Here is a 20,780-nt window from a genome sequence, read left to right as displayed (position 1 = left end):
ATAAAATTATTTTTCTTGTTTTTGACTTTCAATCATCGTCAGAATTTCTCTTAATTCAGCAGCTGAAATTTTTTCCTCTTTTGCAAAAAAGGACACCATATTTTTATAGGAACTATTAAAATAAGTATCAATTGCCGTACTCATAAAACGCTTTCTATAATCTTCAATAGGTACTATTGGGTAGTACTGATGAGTATTTCCGTATGCGTTATGCGCAACATATCCTTTCTCTTCCAGATTCCGCACAATGGTCGAAAGCGTATTGTAATGCGGTTGATCTTCGGTTATTTCGGCCAAAACTTCCTTTACAAATGCCTTTTTTAGCTTCCATAAAATCTGCATGATCTCTTCTTCTTTGTTCGTTAATTTTTGCATAGCATAATATTTATTTGGGCGTTTCCCTATGGGTCAGGCTATCCGGCTGTATCTCGTTGTCCCTAAAGGTCGGGACCACGAGGATGTCGCCTTCTATCCTTAACGCAATTCAAACTTACAACTATATTTTTAGTTAACAAACTATAAAAGCAGTTAATTAACTATTTTTTAAGTTTTAAGCACATTTGCGCGCAAAAACTACTCCTTTAAAGAAATAAAAAGGAAAAAATAAAAGTGGAGTAGAGGTGGTGGTCAGCTTAGACGAGGCTGTTTTCGGTTTTAAGTAATTTTTGCAACCAGATACAACAAAAGCCAGCTGTGACACCTAGGGTTCCCATAACCAACCAATTGATTTGGTAACCAAATGCAGCAATGATTTCAAGTCCAGCTTTTGAACTAACAATATGAGCTAAACTAAAACTCATAGTGTATAAAGCCATATATCGTCCTTCATGACCTTTTGGAGCTCTACTCAAAGCAAATGTATTCGAAAATGGAAAAGCTAGTATTTCACCAATCGAGATAAAGATCATACTGATGATTAAAATCCCTGCCCAAACATTGATTAATAAGGTGTAGAAGCTGAGGGACATTAAAAGTGAACCCCAAAGAATGACTTTTAGTTTTTGAACTTTTTTTCTTTCAAAATAACTAACAAGTGGCATTTCTAGTGCAAAAATTAACAGCCCATTTAAGGTTAATAATAGACCGGATTGAAACTCACTTAAACCAAACATCTCACTGTGATAGAGTGGTAAAGTGGTAAAGAGCTGAAAGAAAATCATTGCAGTTACAAAACTAACGTATAGGAATAGCCAAAATATTTTATCTTTAAATACTGAAGCAACTGCTAATATAGTAGCATGGGGGTCTTGAGATGAAACTTTTTTCTTTTCCTTTACCAGTATAGCAAAAATTAAAATAGCTACTATACAAGAGGTTCCATCGACCCAAAAGAGTCCTTTGTAGCCCATTCCCATAATTATTAAACCACCTAGCGCTGGTCCAGCGGCAAAACCAAGATTCACTGCTAAACGGACTAAAGTTAATGAACGGGTTCTATTTTCGGGTTTTGCGTAAGCGCCAAGTGATACGAACATCGCCGGTCTAAACATATCAGCTAAGGTCATAATACTGAACATTCCTAAGCAAAGGCCCCAAAAGGAGGTAATGTATTGCAGAATGAAAAAGAAAACACCGCTACTGAACAAACTAAAAACCATTACTTTATAGAAGCCTATTTTATCCGAAAGTTTGCCTCCCAGCCACGAGCCTAACATGGACCCCATACCAAAAGCAACCATAATCCAACCTACTTCTCCATAGGAAAAATGTAAATCTTCCTTTAAATATTTAGATAAGAAAGGAAGTACCATCGTTCCCGCTCTGTTTATAAACGTAATAATGGTAAGTATCCAAATCTCTCTTGAAAATCCTTTGAAGTTGTTTATGTAGCGATTAAAAGCGGTTTTTAACATTATAATTGGTTAGGAACTGTAAAGGTAAAAAACTTTGTAAGTTTAAGTCTTTGCGGCTTTGTAACTTTTAAACTATTTTTGCTAAAATGAAAAAGATGAAAAACAACCTACTCCTTATTTTTTTACTGCAGTTAAGTTTTGGTTTTGCACAAGAAAAATTTAAAATCAGTTCTACAGAAAAATTTCAAAAAGAAATTAATGCGGAATATGCCGATGCTAAAACAAGTCCTTTGACTAAGGGAGATTTGGCAAGTTTTAAGACTTTAGATTTTTATCCAATAAATGAAAAATATTTTGTTGTAGCCCAATTTACAAGAACAGAAAAGGAGAAACCGTTTGAGATGAAAACATCAACGGACAGAAAACCAATCTATGTGAAATATGGAGAAGTGGATTTCACCATTGATGGAAAAGCATTAAAATTGAATGTGTATAAGAATATTGAACTTTCAAAACAGAAAAAATACAAAGACTATTTGTTTTTGCCATTTTCAGACCTTACATGCGGAAATGAAAGTTATATTGGCGGAAAATATATCGATTTGGAAATACCTAAAGGAAGTACTATCGCTATAGATTTTAACACATCTTACAATCCATATTGTGCCTATAACCATAAGTATTCTTGTCCTAAGGTTCCACTTGAAAATGATTTGAATGTCGAAATTAAAGCGGGCGTTAAAAACTTTCATAACTAATGAAATTCTTCAATTTCCATACTCATAAATTCACTAATGATGCTGATGTACTTGAATTAGTCAATCAATATCCGCAGGAGTTCGACGCGGCGATTCCATTTTATTCTATAGGAATTCACCCTTGGTACATTGTGGAGGATCGAGTAGAAGCAGATTTAGGAATTATCGAAAGCAAACTGCATGAAAAAAATTGCCTTGCTGTAGGAGAATGCGGATTAGACAAAAGAATAGAAATACCATTAGAGGCGCAACAAGTAGTTTTTGAGAAGCAATTACTTTTGGCACAGAAATACAATAAACCAGTGTTAATCCATTGTGTAGCGGCTTTCCAGGAAGTAATGGATACTAAGAAGAAATTAAATATTTCAGTTCCTATGATTATTCATGGGTACTCTAAAGGTTTGCAATTGGCCAAACAACTATTGGACAACGGATTTTATATTTCGTTTGGAATATATTTATTACGTAATCCAGAATTGGAATCAGTTTTTACGGGTATTCCAAATAATCGATTTTTTTTAGAAACGGATACTGTTGAAGAAAATTTAGATGTCGTATATACTTTGGCGGCTAAATATAAGGGCGTAAATTTGGAGGAAATCCAAAAACAAATAAGCAGTAATTTTCAAGCCGTTTTTAAAGCGGACTTGATTTAAAATAACAAATATTCAAAAGGAGAAGTTTCTTAGAACTTTAAACCTTAAACTTTTAAACAAAAAACAGCAATGGCAGAATGGACTGAAAGAGCAGAGCTTTTATTTAAAAAAGAAGGATTAGATAAACTACAAAAAGCGAATGTATTGGTCGTAGGCCTTGGTGGCGTAGGATCTTTTGCAGCTGAGTTTTTGGCTAGAGCAGGAGTAGGGACCATGACTATCGTAGATGGAGATGTGGTCGATATTACCAATATAAACAGGCAATTACCAGCTTTACATTCGACAGTAGGACACCCTAAAATCACCATCGTAGGCGATCGATTGATGGATATTAATCCGGAATTAAAATTGACACGCGTACAGGAATTTCTTTCCCCAGAACGTGCATTTGAAATCGTGGGTGAAGAATTTGATTATGTTTTAGATTGTATCGACAGCATAACGCCTAAATTGAATTTGATCATTGCTGCCAAAAGAAAAAGAGTAAAGATAATAAGCAGTATGGGGGCTGGAGGAAAAATGGAAGCTTCAAAAGTGAAAGTATCTGATATCAGTACTACTGTAAATTGTTTTCTAGCAAAAACAATCCGAAGACGCTTGAAAGAAGTCAAAATCGATAAATTAAAAGTGGTTTTTTCATCGGAGATTCAAGATGATGCTAGTTTAAAAATGACCGATGGCTCAAATTATAAAAGATCTTTTTACGGAACAAACAGTTATATGCCAGGATTATTTGGTCTATATGCTGCGGAAACCGTGATTCGTTATTTATTGAAAAAAGAGTAATCAGTATTCATTCTCAGTTTCCAAGAAATAAAAATCAAACTTCTAACTTAGATAAATGATACAAACAGTAATTTTCGATATGGATGGCGTAATTGTGGATACCGAACCGGTACACCGTTATGCTTATTTTCAACAGTTTAGCGAATTAAATATTAATGTCACTGAAGAACAGTTTACTTCATTTACTGGAAATTCTACTCGGAATGTTTTTCAGAAAATAAAAGCTATTTTCAATTTGGAACATGATGTTGAAGAGATGATCCAAAGAAAAAGAGCTATTTTCAATGATGCTTTCGACAACAAAGAAGATTTAGAATTACTGGAAGGAGTAGAAAAATTAATCATCGATTTTCATGCTAAAGGTATGCAGTTAATTTTAGCTTCATCCGCTTCCAAAGTAACTATTGAAAGGGTTTTTGGGCGCTTTAAGTTGCATAATTACTTTACACATATTGTGAGTGGTGAGGATTTCCCAAAATCCAAACCAGATCCTGCAATTTTTGTACATGCCGCTTCTTTATCAATTGCTCCTAAAGACAATTGTATAATTATAGAAGATAGTACAAGCGGTGTTAAAGCGGCTAAAGCTGCTGGGATTTATTGCGTAGGCTACAATAGCATTCATTCTAAAATGCAAGATTTATCAGAGGCGGATGTAATAATTAATCATTTTTCGGAATTAGATTTTGAAAAAGTTAAAATTATTAAATCCAAATTAGGGAATAATTAACATATTAAACTATCTGAATTTGTAATTTTGAAATTCACAAATAATCACAATACTATGAAAAAAATATTAATTGCTTTAGCCATTATCATTACTCAATTTACAATTGAGGCACAAATTAAAACACCACAAGCAAGTCCGAAGTCAACTATTGATCAAGTTGTAGGTCTAACGGATGTAGAAATTGTTTATTCTAGACCATCTGCAAGAGGTAGAGCGGTTTTTGGTAACTTGGTTCCCTTTGGTGAACTTTGGAGAACAGGAGCTAATGAAAACACCACCATATCGTTTAGTGATGACGTCATCATCGATGGTAAAACATTGAAGAAAGGAAAATATGCACTATATACGATTCCAAATATTCAAAGTTGGGAAGTTATTTTTTATACTGCGACAGACAATTGGGGTACGCCAAAGGAATTTAATGAAGCAAATGTTGCACTACGTACAGTTGTAAAGGAAGAATCTACGCCAAAAGCAGTGGAGACTTTTACAATTGGAATAAATGGTTTGGATACCAATTTTGCTTTCTTAGAAATCTATTGGGAAAATTCTCGTGTTGCTTTAAAATTTGAAGTACCTAGTCAAAAAAATGCGATTGCAAGTATAGAAAAGGTATTAGCTGGTCCTGCTGCTACAGATTATTTTTCAGCAGCTCAGTTTTACTATCAATCTAACGGAGATATCAATACAGCAAGAACCTACATTGATAAAGCATTAGAGTTAAGTGCGGAGAAACCGTTTTATTTTTTACGTCAGCGTTCATTGATTCAAGCGAAACAAGGGGATAAAAAAGGAGCTATCGAAACTGCAAAATTATCTCTTAAGGCTGCTGAAGCAGCTGGAAATAAGGATTATGTTAAAATGAACAAAGAAAGTATTTCAGAATGGAGTAAATAAATTTCAATTCTTATATAAAGAAATCCCGTTTCACATTTGATTGTGAAACGGGATTTTTTATTAGGCTCAACTTACAGTTAAAAAATATGTGCTTGTAGTGCTTATCGCTTCTAGTTTTGCAACTTTTTTCAGCCACGAATTACACAATTAATTTAAAATAAATTAGTAAAATTATATCTTAACTTTGGCATAATTAGTAAAAATTCGTGACTAAAGAATTATTAGTACATATAACCGATAGTCCTAAAGCGTTATGCTTTTTCTTTTCTAAATACAGTCGATTGTAGTATTGCCGAAAGGACAATGGCAAGCATTGCACCAATGAAATTCAGCCATAAATAACCCAGTTTTTCTTCTCCGCTAGGATAGATATAGATTGCATAATAGTATATTATAAAAATCGTAATTTGACTTACCAATGCACTGTAAAAGATAGCCTGGGCTTTAACAAATTTGATGTAAAACCCAACCAAGAAAATTCCTAGTACCGTTCCGTAGAATATCGAACCAATAATATTCACTAATTGGATTAAATTTTCAAACAACGTACCGATACAGGCAAATAGTATGGCAACAACTCCCCAAAACAAAGTAAAAAATTTCGTGGCATTAAGATAGTGTTTATCTGATTTGACGCCTTTTACATTTCGCTTATAGATATCTATCGCCGTTGTAGAAGCCAAGGCGTTAAGACCAGAAGCAGTCGAAGACATGGCAGCAGAGATTATTACGGCTAATAATAGTCCTATAAGTCCTTTAGGTAGGTAGTTTAATATAAAGTGGAAAAAGACATAATCTTTATCGTTCGTTTCACTACCGCTATCGGCTTTTAAAATAATTTCTTTGGCTCTATCCCTTAAATCTTTTTCTTTGGTAGATAAGGCAACTAATTCCTTTCGTAGAATTGGATTATCATAGTCTTGATTAAGTTGATCAATATACAGCAGATTAATTACTTTTTTATCTTCTGAGAGTGCATCCAGTTTCTGTTCTAAAACATGATATTCTGCTTTGTATTGTGATTTATCAACGGTAACTTTATTATTTGGATTGAAATTTAACGGTACTGGATTGAATTGAAAAAAAACAAAAACCATAACTCCAGTCAATAAGATAAAAAATTGCATAGGCACTTTTAAAAGCCCATTCATAATTAATCCCATTTGGCTTTCGCGAACTGATTTCCCAGATAAATAACGACCTACCTGTGATTGATCTGTTCCAAAATAGGCTAAAGCCAAGAAGAAACCACCTGTGATTCCGCTCCAGAAAGTATATTTTTCTTCTGGATCTGTTGAAAAACTCACGATGTTCATTTTATCATTTGCACCAGCAATATGCAACGCATTACTGAAAGTCATTTCATTTGGTAAAAAATGCAGAATAAGGAAAAAAGTGATTAGCATTCCAGACATAATCACAAACATTTGCTGTTTTTGGGTGACGTTTACGGCTTTTGTACCACCTGAAAACGTATAGATAATCACTAGAAGACCAATGACAATGTTCATATAGGTAAGATTCCATCCCAGTATCGCTGATAAGATAATTGCAGGGGCATAAATAGTCAATCCCGTACCTAACCCTCGTTGAAATAAGAATAAAATTGCAGCGAGCGAACGGGTTTTTAGATCAAATCGTTGCTCCAGATATTCATAAGCGGTATAAACCTTGTATTTATGATATATAGGAATAAAAGTCAAACAGATCACAATCATGGCAATAGGCAGACCAAAGTAGAACTGTAAAAAGCCCATTCCATCGTGATATGCTTGTCCAGGAGTTGATAAAAAGGTGATGGCGCTGGCTTGCGTAGCCATTACGGAAAGTCCAACGGTATACCAAGGAGTTTCATTACCACCAAGAATAAAGTCTTCTACGTTTTTACTTCCTTTGGTTTTCCAAGCGCCGTAGACCACAATAAAAAGTAAGGTACCTATAAGTACAATCCAATCGAATAACTGCATAGTTTAAGAGTATAATTTCATTATTAGATAAAAAGCTAAGATATAAATAGCATTAGCTACCAGTACCATTGTATAATTCTTTTTCCAAGGTTTTGTTTTTTTTGGTTCCATGTTTAAGTCTTTAGTTTTTTAAGTTTTGCGAAGGAACTTCAACTGGCGCTTTTAACGAAATCATATTCGACAAAAGTCTATAAGCGCCTGGCACCCCGTCCGGTAATTCTCTGAATAAGCTTAAACCGGTATAAATATAGTATCCTTTTCCATAAGGCGCAACCAGTAAGGCACCATTTGTTGGACTTTCTCCTTTGTCATTTGAAGATAAAATAGGAGTAAAGGCCTTGTCAAATTCGTTTGGATAATATAGACCTTGTTCTTGGGTCCAACCTTCAAAATCTTTAGCGGTGATTTTATTTGGGTAATTCAAAACAGGATGGTTTGGAGCTAAAAATCGGACTTCTGCATTTTCTTCGGTTACTCTGTCACGAGATATTTTTAACGGATAAGGAGAAATATCAGCAGGAATAGAGCCGTCTGGTGTATTGTATTGAACTATCATCGTTTTTCCGCCTTTAACAAAGTCAAGAAGTATTTTTTGTTTGTTTTCCAATGAAGGAAGTACATTATAGGCTCTAATTCCCGTGATGACAACATCAAAAGCTTCTAATTTTTCAGGCGTGATTTCGTCAGGATTTAATAGTGTTACTTTATAGCCCATCTGAGTAAGACCTTCGGGAACTTCATCACCTGCACCCATGATGTAACCAATTTTTTGATTGTTTATTTTAAGATCTAATTTTATGAATTTTGCTTCAGCAGGTTTCAATATCTGCTGCTTAGTGATATGAGGGTAATCTATTATTACTTGATCTTTATTAAATCTTTGGCTTCCCACAGTAACAATACTTTTAGCAATAACTTCATCAGGCTTTGCTGGCGGAGTTACTTCAAAGTAAAACAATTGCTCCATTCCTTTTTTATGTAAAGTGAAGGGAATAGACTGAGGAGAAACAGACCAATTTCCAGGTAATTCTAGTTGTAAATTCCCTTTTATGTTATCTTTTCCTGCTTTAACGCTTACAGCAATGGGTTTTTTACTTTCATTATTAAAAAAGGAGACATGATCTGGAATACTTGTAGTAACTTCGGGCACAATATCTAGATAATTATACATTTCGCCCTTTACTTTATCATTATATTTATAGACTACGGCGCGCTCAAACGGGATTTTTATACCATTAATTTGAACATTAAAAATCACCTTTACTTCTCTGAGAATATCTGGAATTCCTATGTTTTTCTGGTCAGCAACAGTGTACATCCCGAGGGTTCCTTTTTCTTTAAGCCAGTATGGTTGCGTGTATTCTATTGTTACTGGTAACTGTAAATCAAGTGTTATGTTTTCAGAACTATTATTATTTAAGGGTTTGTTAAATACAGTATTTTTTAATGTAGGCAAAGTAGTTACGCTTACTAATTGCATATCGATGCTACTTCTATTTATGGCTTCGAGTTTTAGTTGTACTATACTACCAGGAGTTGCTTCCTGATTTGTGGATACCGCTTCAAGATATAAGCCTGAACAAGCTGCAATTATTTTTTCAATTTCGCCCAGTTTTAATGCTTTCCAGTGATTGTCATTCAATGATTGAATCATTAAATAGGCTTTAGTCAGCTCAGAAATACTTTCTGAAGGGTTAGAGAAATCATATTTTGAAGCAATTTGAGATAGTAATTCTCCAACGGGTTTTCCACCAGGAACACGATTCCAACTGGTATCAATTCCTTCAAAAATATCAGAGGTATTTTTTAATCTTTCACCATTGATAAGTTCCAAGTATTCTGATTCTTCTCCGCGATTTCCTGTACTTCCAAAACCTTGCGACTGATGGCTACTTCTGCTTAAGGCTGCAATTTCTTGGTTTGACTTTCCCAGGTTAGGGTAGTAGACTCCAGTTTCAATGGTGCTTAAATTTGTTTTGTCAGCGGCATCAAATTTCTCTTTGCTACCATAAAACCACCAAGAAGTATTGAAAAACTGGCGTTTAGTTTTCCAGATATTAACTAATTTTAATTGCTCAGGAAAAACGGTGGCATCATTAGTTAAATTAAAACTTTCGGTGCTAAGTAGTGCTGAGGCTGTATGATGTCCATGCGTTGTGCCTGCACTACGGTGGTCAAATCTGTTTATGATTACATCAGGTTGAAATTTTCGTATTGCCCAAACTACATCAGAAAGTACTTTTTCTTTATCCCAAATTTCAAGTGTTTCATCAGGGTTTTTCGAAAATCCAAAATCATTGGCACGGGAGAAAAACTGCTCGCCACCATCAATTTTTCTGGCCTCAAGTAGTTCCTGTGTTCTAATCACTCCTAATAATTCGCGTAATTGAGGACCTATTAGGTTTTGGCCTCCATCACCACGTGTCAATGACAAATATCCCGTTCTTGCTTTTTTTTCATTGGATAAATAAGAAATTAGACGTGTATTTTCATCATCTGGATGTGCTGCGATATAGAGTACAGATCCTAAGAAATTTAACTTCTGAATTTGGTTGTAAATTTCAACTGAATTTGGTTTTTGAGGCTGTTGAGCGAGTAGTATTTGGAAACAAAAAAGAAAAATTAAAATATATTGAATTTTATTTTTGAGCATTTTTTTAAAGTTTAATTGCAATTAGCTCAAATGTAGTAATTAAATGTTTTTTTCAAAAGGTTTCTTATTTTCTTTGTTTGAAAAGAAACTGATATGCTTATAAAAAAAAGGAGAGCACTGTTATAGCGCTCTCCTTTTTTAATCTATTTAATAGTTGAGATTAACGTCTCCCATGGTTATTTTTTTCATGGTTCCCACGTTTTTTATTATTGCTTTTTCGATTATCATACTTTTTATGATTATCAGATTTTTTATGGTCCCTTACATACCTACCATCATTTGATGATCTACGGCTATCTGCATATCTTCTGTCATTTGAATACCTGTGATTTTTTGCATATTTGCGATTATCATAGGTTCTATGATTGCTTTTTGCATATCTATGATCGTCATATCGATGTCCAATTGTTCTTTGACGTTGATTTCTATAATTTGCACTATATCTTTGGTTGTGGTTATTATAGTGAGCATAAGGTCTGTGACCATGATACCCGTTTAGCACTACTTTATATCCATTGTATAAATCATAGTTTCTATATTGTCTTGGTAAGTATCTTGATCTAACCCATCTTCCATTTCCAAAATATACAAATAGGGATGCTCTAACGTCATAATAGGCTTGTACGTCCGGTAAATAGTAATATTCTGCTGCTGCATATCCTGAAGGACCCCAGGCTGGAGCTGTTCCTATATTTAAATTTACTGAAACTTGTGCTTGAATTGAACTGGATACGAGTAGAATTATTCCAACGGCTAATAGTTTTAATGTTTTCATCTTTTCTGTTTTTTTGTATTTATATTTAATATCGTATTGTCTAGAATGATACTTTTATCTTAAATCCAACAACTGTGCCAAGATGATTTTATTAACATATAGTTGGATGTTAAAGTAGGCCAAAAAAAAAGAGAAACGCAGTTGGCGTTTCTCTTTTTTTCGTAGAAAGTAGAAATTAATGTTTTCCCTTTCCATGACCGTTGTTTTCTTTTCCATTACCTTTTCCATTACCTTTTGCTTTACTACTGCTATTAGAATGGCTACTATTTCTATTTCCTATTGATTTTTGCGGTTTACCTTTATATCCTTTGTAATATTTTACTTTATGACTTTTATAATAAGTGTAAGGAGTTCTACCATGATAATCGTTTAGTACTACTTTATATCCATTATATAAATCATAGTTTCTGTATTGTCTAGGTAAGTATCTTGATCGTACCCAATTACCGTTTCCAAAATAAATAAATTGCGATGCTCTAATGTCGTAATAGGCTTGAACATCTGGTAAATAATAATATTCTGTTTCTGCATATCCTGAAGGACCCCATGCTGGAGGACTACCAATATTGACGTTTACAGAAACCTGTGCACTTACTGATCCTGCTATAAAGAGAACTATTCCCAGAGCAAGTAATTTAAATTTTTTCATTTTTGTTATATTTAATTAATATTCGATTTGTGGTATTTATATTTTCAATACAGAATAGCTATAGCCAACTATTGTGCCAGACTAATTGTTTTAACATTCATTTAAGTTTTTTCAAAAAAAAAAGAAACGTATTCACGCTTCTTTTTCTTTTAAACTTAGGGGGGATTTATTATAATAATAAAATCAATAAAAGGATAATGATTATTATTGCTCCTACAGAGAAATAAACACCATTTCCAGATGCTTTTAATTCTGATTTAATTTCACGAACTTCTTTACGTAGTTCTTTTTTCTCTGAAGAATTTAAAGAAGATTTATCCATTTCTTTAATTTCTTCTAAACGATTAAGCATTGTTTGCACTTCAGCAGGAACTTCTTTTGCAGCTGGACTTTTTTCAGCTCCTAACATTGTAGTTGGAACAGCACATAATGATAATACCATTATCATTAAATAGAAACTTAGTTTTTTCATCTTTTTTTGGTTTTAATTTAACATGATTATTTTTATAAAGGTAATAACAATTTGGCAATCAGAGTTGTATAATTAATCAGTATTTTTATAAAATTCACACTTTTCTTAAAGGATTAGTATTTGTAAGATGATGAATATTTGTGCTTTAAAAAATGAGTATACTTATTTCATTATTTATATAGGACTGTTCGGGGCTTAGCGAGTTCAAAACTTTGCAGTCCGAAATCTGATGTTTGAAAAGCATTAGTTGTAAAGATGTTATCGCCTTGAAAAGGAATTGTTGGATAATAGGAAAGCGATAATTGGAAAGAACGGAAGACTAAGTAATCATTGTTTATGATCACACCAATACCGATTTTAGAATACCCTTTATTTGTTGTGTTCCCATCCACATTATTTCCTAATAAGGCGATGGAGTAGTTGAAATAAGGATTCAGTCTAAATCCTCCAATATCTTTTGGAGCATATGCTTGTGTTTGTAAAGTCAGTATCATTTTACTAGTTCCATAGATAGCGCTATTAAAACCTTGAATTCCATAATCTTCATTAATAGTTAATCTATCACCTATTGAATGCTGCCGATTTATACCAATAATGACTTGGGGTTTGATAAATTGTCTTAATTTCCAATTTCCCAGTTCCATTAATTTAGTAAAATAGTTAGCTTGAAAAGAAAAAGCAGTTTGTTCCGTTTTCGAATTATTAAAGAAGGTACCCACTTCAAAATTAGTACTTAAGAATCCCCATTTATGGTATTTTCCAAAAGAAACTTGTGCTCCTAAATACGGTCTCCAACTATAATTTTTATTTTGATAGCCAAATGTTACGCCGTAGCTTCTTCCAATAGGTACGTCTTCCACTATTCCGTTTCTAAAAATATATTGATCTTTAATAAACTGACGGGTATTAATACCAATTCCGGATAAAATTAATTGTTCGCCCGAAAAGAAATTGATAGGATCATATTCAATACTAGGGCTTTCGATATAATGAATATTCAAAAATCGTCCAGTTAAAATTAAATTCGTAGTTCGATCATTTATTGTATTCTCCTTAAAAATTTGAAATGCTTTTCCAACCCAAAAATCATGGGAACTAAATTTAAAGTTTTGCTCTACATAGTTTAAATCTGCAGCCTGTAAAGTATCTTTTCTAAATTGCTGATCTAAATAAATACCACCGGCCCATTTTGCTAAAGGGGAATAGAAAGGGCGTTCAACTGCTATGCTTTTCGAATAATAATCTTCTAGATCATTTTGATATTTAAATACGGTTCTAACAAAAGTATTTCTGATATTAGGAACAGTATAGGCTAAATTATTAGCACTTTTTCCATCGCTGGAACGGTGGGTGTATATATAATCCAATTGATGACCAATACCAAAAAAATTTCTTTCATTAACCCCTAACGACATTTTGGTGCCTGAAATCGCAATTTTGGGGATGGTACTCCAAGAATCTAATACTCGAATAGAAACATCTACAGAATCAGATTGAGAAGTTGGTGTTTCAACAGAGATAGTAACTCGGTTTACAAATTTTTGCATCCTGATAATACGTTCAGATTCTTTTATTAAGAATGCATTGTAGGGTGTGTTTTTTTTGAAAAGCAAGAGGTTTTTTATGGCTATTTTTTTACTTTTCAGATGTAATCTGTTTCCTGTTCGTTCTCCCCAATTCCTAGGGTGTTTGGTAGTATCAACATCGGAATAACCAAAAGGGTCTAAAGTTATGATATTGATAGTCCTAATTATTTTACCTTCAACGACTAGTTTTTTTTGTGGCTTTACAACTTGCTTTTTCTTTTTTGAATTTATCGGTTCAAAAATTATGGTATGTAAAAATCGAGTGAATTTATTTTTTTTAGAATAAGTTTGAATGTTTTCATACACCTCCAAGCTGTCTTTCTCCGTTTTTTTAATTTGCGAAAAAGAAAACTGATAGCAAAAAAGCATCAAAATAAACAGTACTATTTTTGGTTGTGAAGGCATTTAAAAATATTTAAAATAAGAATTAAAGCGCAACGTTTTTTAGTTTACTGTAACACACTTTTACGGTGTTGTATTGTCGATATCGTGGGTAAAAATTGCTGTTTTAGTTTGTATTCGATTCCGATATAGAATCTGTAAAGTCATCATCAGAAATAGTAATTTTCACTTGACCCATTTCCGATTGCTTTTCTGGTACAAGTGGGCTTTTATTTTTCCAAATAAAATTTTTAGGCAAGTTATCTCCCATTAAATAGCCCCAGGCTTCTAAAGATTCAATTCTGTCAAAAATAATTTTAAGTATAGCTAATATAGGAATGGCTAAAAACATTCCTGCAATCCCTGCAATTCCACCTCCTAATATGATTCCTATTATGGAGACGAACGCATTTATTTGAACTTTTGTATTTATAATAAGCGGGACAAGGATATTATTATCTATTATTTGAACTACTATATTTACGCCAATAACTCCCAGAATTATAGACAAGTCCGGAGTTCCTGTTAGTGAAGATAGAATTGTTAAAATTCCGGCAACCAGAATCCCGATATATGGAATTAGATTTAGGATACCTGTAATTATACCTAATAAAATAAAGTAAGGGACACCAATAATATAAAGACCGATGCTTGTTAAAATAGAAACAAAGATCATCTCTATTATCAGACCTGAAATATAGCTTTGAACGGAACCTTTTATTTGAGTTAAGATTTCCTGTAATTTAGGATGGTGTTCTTTTCTAAATAGCTTAGTTAAAAACAAGATGAAATGTGTTCTATATAAAAGAATCAAGAACGTATAAATAGGAATTAATGTAATATCTAAAAGGGTGTTCGTAACAGATATTAGAGTAGTACCGATAGTTTCTTTTCCTTTTTTTACAGAATCTTGTGTTACATCTTCAAGATATTTTCTTTGTTCCCAAATACTTACATGGAAATTGGTTCTTATGTATCTTTGAATATCTGTTGTAAAAAGATTAATATTTTTTCTAATCTCAGCAAAATCACTTGCAATGTCACTAATTTGATAAGAGATGAAAGCAAGTATCGCAATGATTAGTGAAACAAAAAGTATTACGGTTACTGAAACGGCTAGCGCATGCGGGAAACGGAATTTAGAATTTAAAAAGTGAACCATTGGTAACAATAATACCGCAAATAAAAAGGCAAGTAATATTGGAATTAAAACACTTTTCCCCATATAGAAAATATAGGTGATAGCAATCAAACTTACTAGTGAAAAAGTAAGTCTAACATAAAAAGGAATTTTGATTAAGGTATTCATACAATTTTATATTTATAGAAACTAAATGCTATAGTAATCGTTTAATGCTTTGCAGGCAAATTTGATATTTTATTGATTGTAGTCCGTTATATGTTTTTTATTATTTGTTATATAATTACTACTTGCAAACCATAAATTTAGAACAAATAAATAGTACCATTTAATTTTTTGCAAAATAAAACTAGTCAACAAACTCATTGTCATCAAAATGATGTTTCATTATCGAAATACCTTTTTGAAAAAGCAAGTTATTTGGATAGATAATCATTTCACCTTCTTTCGTTTTTAAAGAGACATGGAACGCTTTAATATCTTCAATTTCGGCTACTATAGGAAAATCTTTATCATGAATTTGTATTACATCTCCAATTTTAAATGGAAAAGAGAAAAACAGAATAATACCTGATGTAATATTACTTAAAATAGACCATTGAGCAAACATAGCCACACCTACAACGGTTGTGATAGAGGAAATGGCGATGATGATGTCTTTCGGTTGGACACCCCAGATCAATATTAAAGCAATTATTGCCAAAATATTAGTCAGTAGATGTAAGTATTTGACAACTAAATTTGTCCGATGTTCTATAATATGAGTTACCCTTGCAAAACGTCTAACCAGTCTTGAAGTGATTATTCGCAAAGCAAAAACAACTAGTAATAGAATCCCAGTTCCTATTACTTCTTTTGTAAAATCGTTAAAAAAAGACATGTTTTTTGTTTTAAGCTAAGTTACTCAAATATTCATAAACCTTGTCCACAGGCATCCCCATTACATTAGCATAAGAACCTTCGATTTTTGAAACAGCTATAAATCCTATCCATTCCTGTATGCCATAAGCTCCAGCCTTATCGAAAGGTTTGTAATTATCAATATAATAATTAATTGCCTCATCGCTGATTTCGTTGAAAGTAACTTTTGTTATTTCGTGTAGCAGCTCTGTTTTCGAATTGGTTTTAAAGCAAACGGATGTAATTACTTCATGAGTAGCATTCGAAAGCGATTTTAAAATAGCAAAGGCATCCTCCTTGTCAGTCGGTTTTCCTAAAGCTTTATTATTATGCCAAACAATCGTATCGCTCGTTACTAGAATTTCATTTTCTTGTAATCCTCCTTCAAAAGCACCAGCTTTCAATTCGGCTAGAAAGTTTGTTATCTCTTCTCTTTTTAGGTGTGGTGGATAAATCTCTTCAACTTCTTTTAATCGAATTTCAAAATCCAGTTCCAAATCTTTAAAGAATTGTTGTCTTCTGGGAGAACCGGAGGCCAAAATCAGTTTGTATTGTTTTAATTTATCTTGAAGCATTGTATTTTATATTTAAGGTGATGATTACGATGGATAGAATTCCGAAAAATAAAATCCATTTCAGTAGGGTACTTAAGGTATGAAATTCCTCTTTGGATTTGGCTGTCCAAATCTTAATAGTAAAAAAAATAAGTGGGGCCAAAACAAAAAGAAAGGAGTACAGTGTGGCAATAAATAAATCATTGGTCACAAAATAGGTTTTAGTATAAACGAATAGCCCGATTATCGGCACTAGGCTCAATATAAAAACTAATTTTGTTGTTTTTGCAATGTCTAAAGTGATAGCCAGGGTTTTCATGCCTTGGTTTTTGTCACCGTTGATGTCCTCTAAATCCTTAACTATTTCCCGAATAAAATTAATTAAAAAAGCAAATAAGGCATAATCTAAAAGAATAGAAAACAAATTGGCCATTAGGAGTTGGTTCCCTGCGTCAATTACAGGATACAAATCGAAAACACCAATAATCACAACACTAAATGCAAGTAACAGTGCGACAACAACATTACCTAATACCATCATTTGCTTTAAACTGGTCGCGTAGATATAAAGAGTTGCGGCAATCAGAATAAAAATAGAGGCAAAAGAGGGCTTTAAAATAACATTAGACAAATAAAAACCTATTAGAACTCCACTTATATTTAAAGTGGCGTAAATATTATAAGCCGCAGATTCAGAAATGTTTTTACCAATGATAACTCGATCTGGTTTATTGTCTAAATCTGTATCTTGATCAAAAATGTCGTTGATTACATAACCCGCCGCCGCGATTAAAACGGTGCTGAGTATTAATAATCCGTATTGCCAATCGCTTAACGCCAAAGGAATATTTTGCAATTTCAAAAAACCGTATCTAAAGACCAATTGCATAAAGGCAAGCATCAGTAGGTTTTGGTATCGAATGAGTTTCAGGTATTTCATTTATTCAGTATTCAATATTCAATATTCAGTGTTGGATTAGATTGTTACTCCATAACTGAATAGTGATCACTGTTAATTATTAATCAAGTTTACCATCGAAATAAGACATCCATTTTCCTTGTACTTTCATTACCTGTTCGATAACGTCGCGAGCCGCTCCTTTTCCACCATTGATATGCGAAATGTAAGTAGAGATTGATTTTATTTCTGGAGTAGCGTCCTGAGGACACGTTGGTAAGCCTACTAATTTCATCACATGATAATCAGGGATGTCGTCTCCCATATATAAAACCTGCTCTGGATTGATATTGTACAATTCAATGTATTCTTTAAACGTTTCTACTTTGTCAGGAGTCCCCAAGTGGATATCTGTTACTCCCAGATTTCGCAATCTTACGCGAACTCCTTCATTACTTCCTCCTGAAATAACGCAAACATTATAGCCGCTTTCCACAGCTGCTTTCATAGCATAACCGTCACGGATATTCATCGTTCTAAGGATTTCTCCCTCAGTGGTTACAAATACCGCGCTGTCTGTAAGTACGCCATCAACGTCGAAAATAAAAGTGGTGATGTCGTTCATTATTGTTTTATAACTTTTTGCCATTATCTTGTATAGATTGTGTTATTATTTTATAAATAGTTGATTGGTTTTTGTCCGATAAAAATAATTGATGTGCTTCAATTGTCTTTAAATCATTTCGCTTTGCTGGACCTGTTTGAGCGTCTTTGGGCAAAATAGTCATTATTTTTTGAGCTGTTTCCAAAATCAAGGGTTTTAAAATATCGAAAGGAACTTGATTTTCCTGACAAATTTCATTTCCAATGGTGTATAAGTGATTGGTAAAGTTATTTACGAAAACTGCCGCTACGTGCAATGCCTTGCGTTGTTCAGAGTTGATAGCAAATACTTTATCAGAAATCACTTTAGCCACTTTCTCCAATAATCTGAAATCAGTCGAGTTTTCGCTTTCTAAGCAAATGGGAATCGTCTTGAAATCTACTGCTTTGTTTTTAGTAAAGGTTTGAAGCGGGTAAAAAACACCTCTTCGGTTGTTGTCGTCTAAAACATCTAGTGCTACACTGCCTGAGGTGTGTACTACCAATCGGTTTTTAAAAGCTAATTGTGCAGCAACAGCTCCAATGGCATCATCTGAGACCGCAATGATGTATAAATCGGCCTCTAATAAATTAGCTATATCGGTTGTGATGAGACTAGCATCTAATACGTTTGTCAGTGTGTTCGCTTTTCTAGAAAACACCTGTGTCAATTCAATTTCATCTCCTGTATTCTTGGAGTTTTGAAAAGCAGCAATTAAATGTTGCGCTACATTTCCTGAGCCTATAATAATAACTTTAACCATTTGGCAAAATTAGCAAAAAAATGAAGTAGTATGGCAAATAAAGGGATAGAAGATTTTGGGAGTTGCAACAAGTGTTCTTCTTTTTCGGTTTCGAATCTTATGAAGAAAGTTCTGGAAACAATATAACTTATAGCTTAGAAATAAGATGGGTAGGTTGGGTGAGTATTAATTATTTTTTAGCTCAGTTCCTTAATATTGAAAAATGGCGGTTGGTTTAGTACCAAACGCCATTTTTTAATTCAATGTAATTTTTTATTTTTAATTGACCTTAATTATAGTTAAAATTCTATTTTTAACAGACAAGGTTCCCGCATCAATACTCCATCTTGCCTCAATTTTTTCATCTTGAGCAATAGTAGCCATTGCTTGTAAAGTAACATCCACCGTATTAACTTTTGTCGTTCTGGTTCTGGTAGAATTAGGGATTAGCACCCCATGATTATAAAGGCTAAAAGTAGCATTGCCAGGAATCTCCTTAATTACCTCAACATTACCACCAGGAGGAACAATTTCTCCATAATGAATAGCGGTTTCAAAGGCAGTTATAGCACCTAAATTAGTCGCGATTTGTCCAGTATAAGTAGATATACCTGTATTTGCAATTGCTCCAGACTTTGTAAGCATAACAAAAGATTGTACTGCTCCTAAGCTAACTTGCGAAGTCCCTAATGGAACGGAAATTGTCCCTGGTCCAAAAGCTAGTGCTCCTGCTGTAGTCAACATTCTTCCTTCAATGGTACAATCAGCACCGACAGCGACTGCAAGCCTAGATAAAAGAGATCCGAAAAATATGGAATTTGCTCCTAATCCAATAGCTCCTGTAGCTACCCAAAAGATATTTTTTGCTGATGCCCCGTTTACCAATTTAACAGTAATCCCCGCAGTGGTATTAAACGCACCTGCTGTTTTGAAGATAAAAACTGCATTGGGATCATTTTGTGCATCTAAAGTAACATCTGTCCCAATACTTAGAGCTCCTCCATAAGAGTATATTCCTGGCTTAATTGTTTTTCCTCCTATGTCACCGGCAGCGGCTTGATAAGTACCTTGCCCCATATTATCTATATCTGTATAGATTTTTTCTAAATCGGCAATTGCATCGTCTGTAGTAACAATAGCTGTTTCATAAGCAGGAGCTATACTGTATTCACTATTAAAAAAGACCAAATAAGTACCAGGTTCTGGTGATTTGCTCATTCCGGACATTAAAACATCAGAAGTTGACGAAGTTGAAATAGTTACTGAATCATCTGTAGAACTGTAGCTAGGGGATGGCCCTTGAGGTCCAACGGCTCCTGTTTCTCCTTTTAATGAAGTAATAAATTCAGTTTGAGTTCCTGTATTTCCTTCAGAAAGCCATATTTCATATGCTGTCTTACCATTGGCTCCTGTCGCACCAATTGAGCCTGTACTTCCTTTTAGACCATCAGCACCGTCAGTTCCAGTATTACCTTTTGCTCCAATTGCACCATCAATACCATTTGCTCCAGTAGTACCATTTATTCCGTCAATACCATTTGATCCAGTGTCTCCTTTCGCTCCAGTAGTACCAGTTGCACCGTCACTACCGTTTATTCCGGTATCTCCTTTTACTCCAGTAGCACCATCATTTCCGTTAACACCATTTATTCCAGTATCTCCTTTTGCTCCAGTAGTACCGTTTATTCCGTCAATACCATTTGATCCAGCGTCTCCTTTTGCTCCGGTAGCACCGTTTATTCCGTCAACACCATTAATTCCAGCGTCTCCTTTTGCACCGTCAATACCATTTGATCCAG

The 20,780-nt window shown here is 33.7% G+C and carries 20 protein-coding genes; 5 read left to right on the top strand and 15 right to left on the bottom strand.

All coding sequences use genetic code 11. From position 1 onward, the window contains the following. Window positions 1–6 precede the first annotated feature (6 nt). Both AAC069_RS05370 and AAC069_RS05365 read right to left on the bottom strand, forming a co-directional pair. Complete coding sequence (locus tag AAC069_RS05370; RefSeq protein ID WP_339919461.1) at window positions 7–375, bottom strand: BlaI/MecI/CopY family transcriptional regulator; 369 nt, start codon at window positions 373–375, stop codon at window positions 7–9. Window positions 376–632: 257 nt separating this feature from the next. Beyond that, window positions 633–1,853: an MFS transporter gene (locus AAC069_RS05365; protein ID WP_339919460.1), complete on the bottom strand. Its 1,221-nt coding sequence runs from the start codon at window positions 1,851–1,853 to the stop codon at window positions 633–635. 95 nt (window positions 1,854–1,948) lie between these two features. Between AAC069_RS05365 and AAC069_RS05360 the strand changes: the two genes are divergently transcribed. The 5 genes from AAC069_RS05360 to AAC069_RS05340 all read left to right on the top strand — a co-directional run bounded on the left by AAC069_RS05360 (window position 1,949) and on the right by AAC069_RS05340 (window position 5,620). Beyond that, on the top strand, window positions 1,949–2,551 hold the full coding sequence (locus AAC069_RS05360) for a DUF1684 domain-containing protein (protein ID WP_339919459.1): 603 nt from the start codon (window positions 1,949–1,951) through the stop codon (window positions 2,549–2,551). Beyond that, window positions 2,551–3,207: a TatD family hydrolase gene (locus AAC069_RS05355; protein WP_339919458.1), complete on the top strand. Its 657-nt coding sequence runs from the start codon at window positions 2,551–2,553 to the stop codon at window positions 3,205–3,207. Before AAC069_RS05360 ends, AAC069_RS05355 begins: the two co-directional genes overlap by 1 nt. Before the next feature lie 69 nt (window positions 3,208–3,276). Next, entirely contained in the window at window positions 3,277–3,993 is a 717-nt protein-coding gene (locus tag AAC069_RS05350) for a tRNA threonylcarbamoyladenosine dehydratase (RefSeq protein WP_339919457.1), read from the top strand. A 55-nt stretch (window positions 3,994–4,048) separates the two neighbouring features. Further along, the gene (locus tag AAC069_RS05345) at window positions 4,049–4,723 is read left to right on the top strand and encodes an HAD family hydrolase (protein WP_339919456.1); all 675 of its coding nucleotides are present in this window, start codon (window positions 4,049–4,051) and stop codon (window positions 4,721–4,723) included. Window positions 4,724–4,777: 54 nt separating this feature from the next. Next, window positions 4,778–5,620 carry a DUF2911 domain-containing protein gene (locus AAC069_RS05340; RefSeq protein WP_339919455.1) on the top strand — a complete coding sequence of 281 codons (843 nt, stop codon included), beginning with the start codon at window positions 4,778–4,780 and terminating at the stop codon, window positions 5,618–5,620. Window positions 5,621–5,871: 251 nt separating this feature from the next. Here AAC069_RS05340 and AAC069_RS05335 read toward each other — a convergent pair whose 3' ends face one another. The 13 genes from AAC069_RS05335 to AAC069_RS05275 all read right to left on the bottom strand — a co-directional run. Continuing rightward, window positions 5,872–7,587 carry a sodium:solute symporter gene (locus tag AAC069_RS05335; RefSeq protein WP_339919454.1) on the bottom strand — a complete coding sequence of 572 codons (1,716 nt, stop codon included), beginning with the start codon at window positions 7,585–7,587 and terminating at the stop codon, window positions 5,872–5,874. Window positions 7,588–7,708: 121 nt separating this feature from the next. Continuing rightward, on the bottom strand, window positions 7,709–10,240 hold the full coding sequence (locus AAC069_RS05330; protein ID WP_339919453.1) for a PIG-L family deacetylase: 2,532 nt from the start codon (window positions 10,238–10,240) through the stop codon (window positions 7,709–7,711). Window positions 10,241–10,400: 160 nt separating this feature from the next. Further along, window positions 10,401–11,015 (bottom strand): hypothetical protein, encoded by a 615-nt coding sequence (locus AAC069_RS05325; RefSeq protein WP_339919452.1) that lies wholly within the window; start codon window positions 11,013–11,015, stop codon window positions 10,401–10,403. Between the two features lie 175 nt (window positions 11,016–11,190). Continuing rightward, window positions 11,191–11,664 carry a hypothetical protein gene (locus AAC069_RS05320; RefSeq protein ID WP_339919451.1) on the bottom strand — a complete coding sequence of 158 codons (474 nt, stop codon included), beginning with the start codon at window positions 11,662–11,664 and terminating at the stop codon, window positions 11,191–11,193. A 169-nt stretch (window positions 11,665–11,833) separates the two neighbouring features. Next, a complete protein-coding gene (locus AAC069_RS05315; RefSeq protein ID WP_339919450.1) occupies window positions 11,834–12,136 on the bottom strand; it encodes a hypothetical protein in 303 nt (100 codons plus the stop codon). Window positions 12,137–12,306: 170 nt separating this feature from the next. After that, the gene (locus AAC069_RS05310) at window positions 12,307–14,127 is read right to left on the bottom strand and encodes a hypothetical protein (RefSeq protein ID WP_339919449.1); all 1,821 of its coding nucleotides are present in this window, start codon (window positions 14,125–14,127) and stop codon (window positions 12,307–12,309) included. Window positions 14,128–14,230: 103 nt separating this feature from the next. Then, complete coding sequence (locus AAC069_RS05305) at window positions 14,231–15,412, bottom strand: AI-2E family transporter (RefSeq protein WP_339919448.1); 1,182 nt, start codon at window positions 15,410–15,412, stop codon at window positions 14,231–14,233. 181 nt (window positions 15,413–15,593) lie between these two features. After that, complete coding sequence (locus tag AAC069_RS05300; RefSeq protein WP_339919447.1) at window positions 15,594–16,124, bottom strand: mechanosensitive ion channel domain-containing protein; 531 nt, start codon at window positions 16,122–16,124, stop codon at window positions 15,594–15,596. Between the two features lie 10 nt (window positions 16,125–16,134). Further along, window positions 16,135–16,719: a Maf-like protein gene (locus AAC069_RS05295; RefSeq protein WP_339919446.1), complete on the bottom strand. Its 585-nt coding sequence runs from the start codon at window positions 16,717–16,719 to the stop codon at window positions 16,135–16,137. After that, window positions 16,706–17,638, bottom strand: coding sequence for a geranylgeranylglycerol-phosphate geranylgeranyltransferase (locus AAC069_RS05290; RefSeq protein ID WP_339919445.1), 933 nt, complete (start codon window positions 17,636–17,638; stop codon window positions 16,706–16,708). Before AAC069_RS05290 ends, AAC069_RS05295 begins: the two co-directional genes overlap by 14 nt. A gap of 79 nt (window positions 17,639–17,717) precedes the next feature. Continuing rightward, a complete protein-coding gene (locus AAC069_RS05285; protein WP_091086243.1) occupies window positions 17,718–18,245 on the bottom strand; it encodes an HAD-IIIA family hydrolase in 528 nt (175 codons plus the stop codon). Continuing rightward, complete coding sequence (locus tag AAC069_RS05280; protein ID WP_339919444.1) at window positions 18,229–19,002, bottom strand: DUF2520 domain-containing protein; 774 nt, start codon at window positions 19,000–19,002, stop codon at window positions 18,229–18,231. The genes AAC069_RS05285 and AAC069_RS05280 overlap by 17 nt, the downstream gene beginning before the upstream one ends. Window positions 19,003–19,260: 258 nt before the next feature. After that, window positions 19,261–20,780, bottom strand: a 1,520-nt coding sequence (locus AAC069_RS05275) for an ice-binding family protein (protein WP_339919443.1), incomplete at its 5' end; no start/stop codon positions are given.

Origin of the sequence: uncultured Flavobacterium sp. (assembly GCF_963974175.1) — a bacterium.
GTDB lineage: Bacteria > Bacteroidota > Bacteroidia > Flavobacteriales > Flavobacteriaceae > Flavobacterium.
This window is presented reverse-complemented; position numbering and strand designations above follow the sequence as displayed.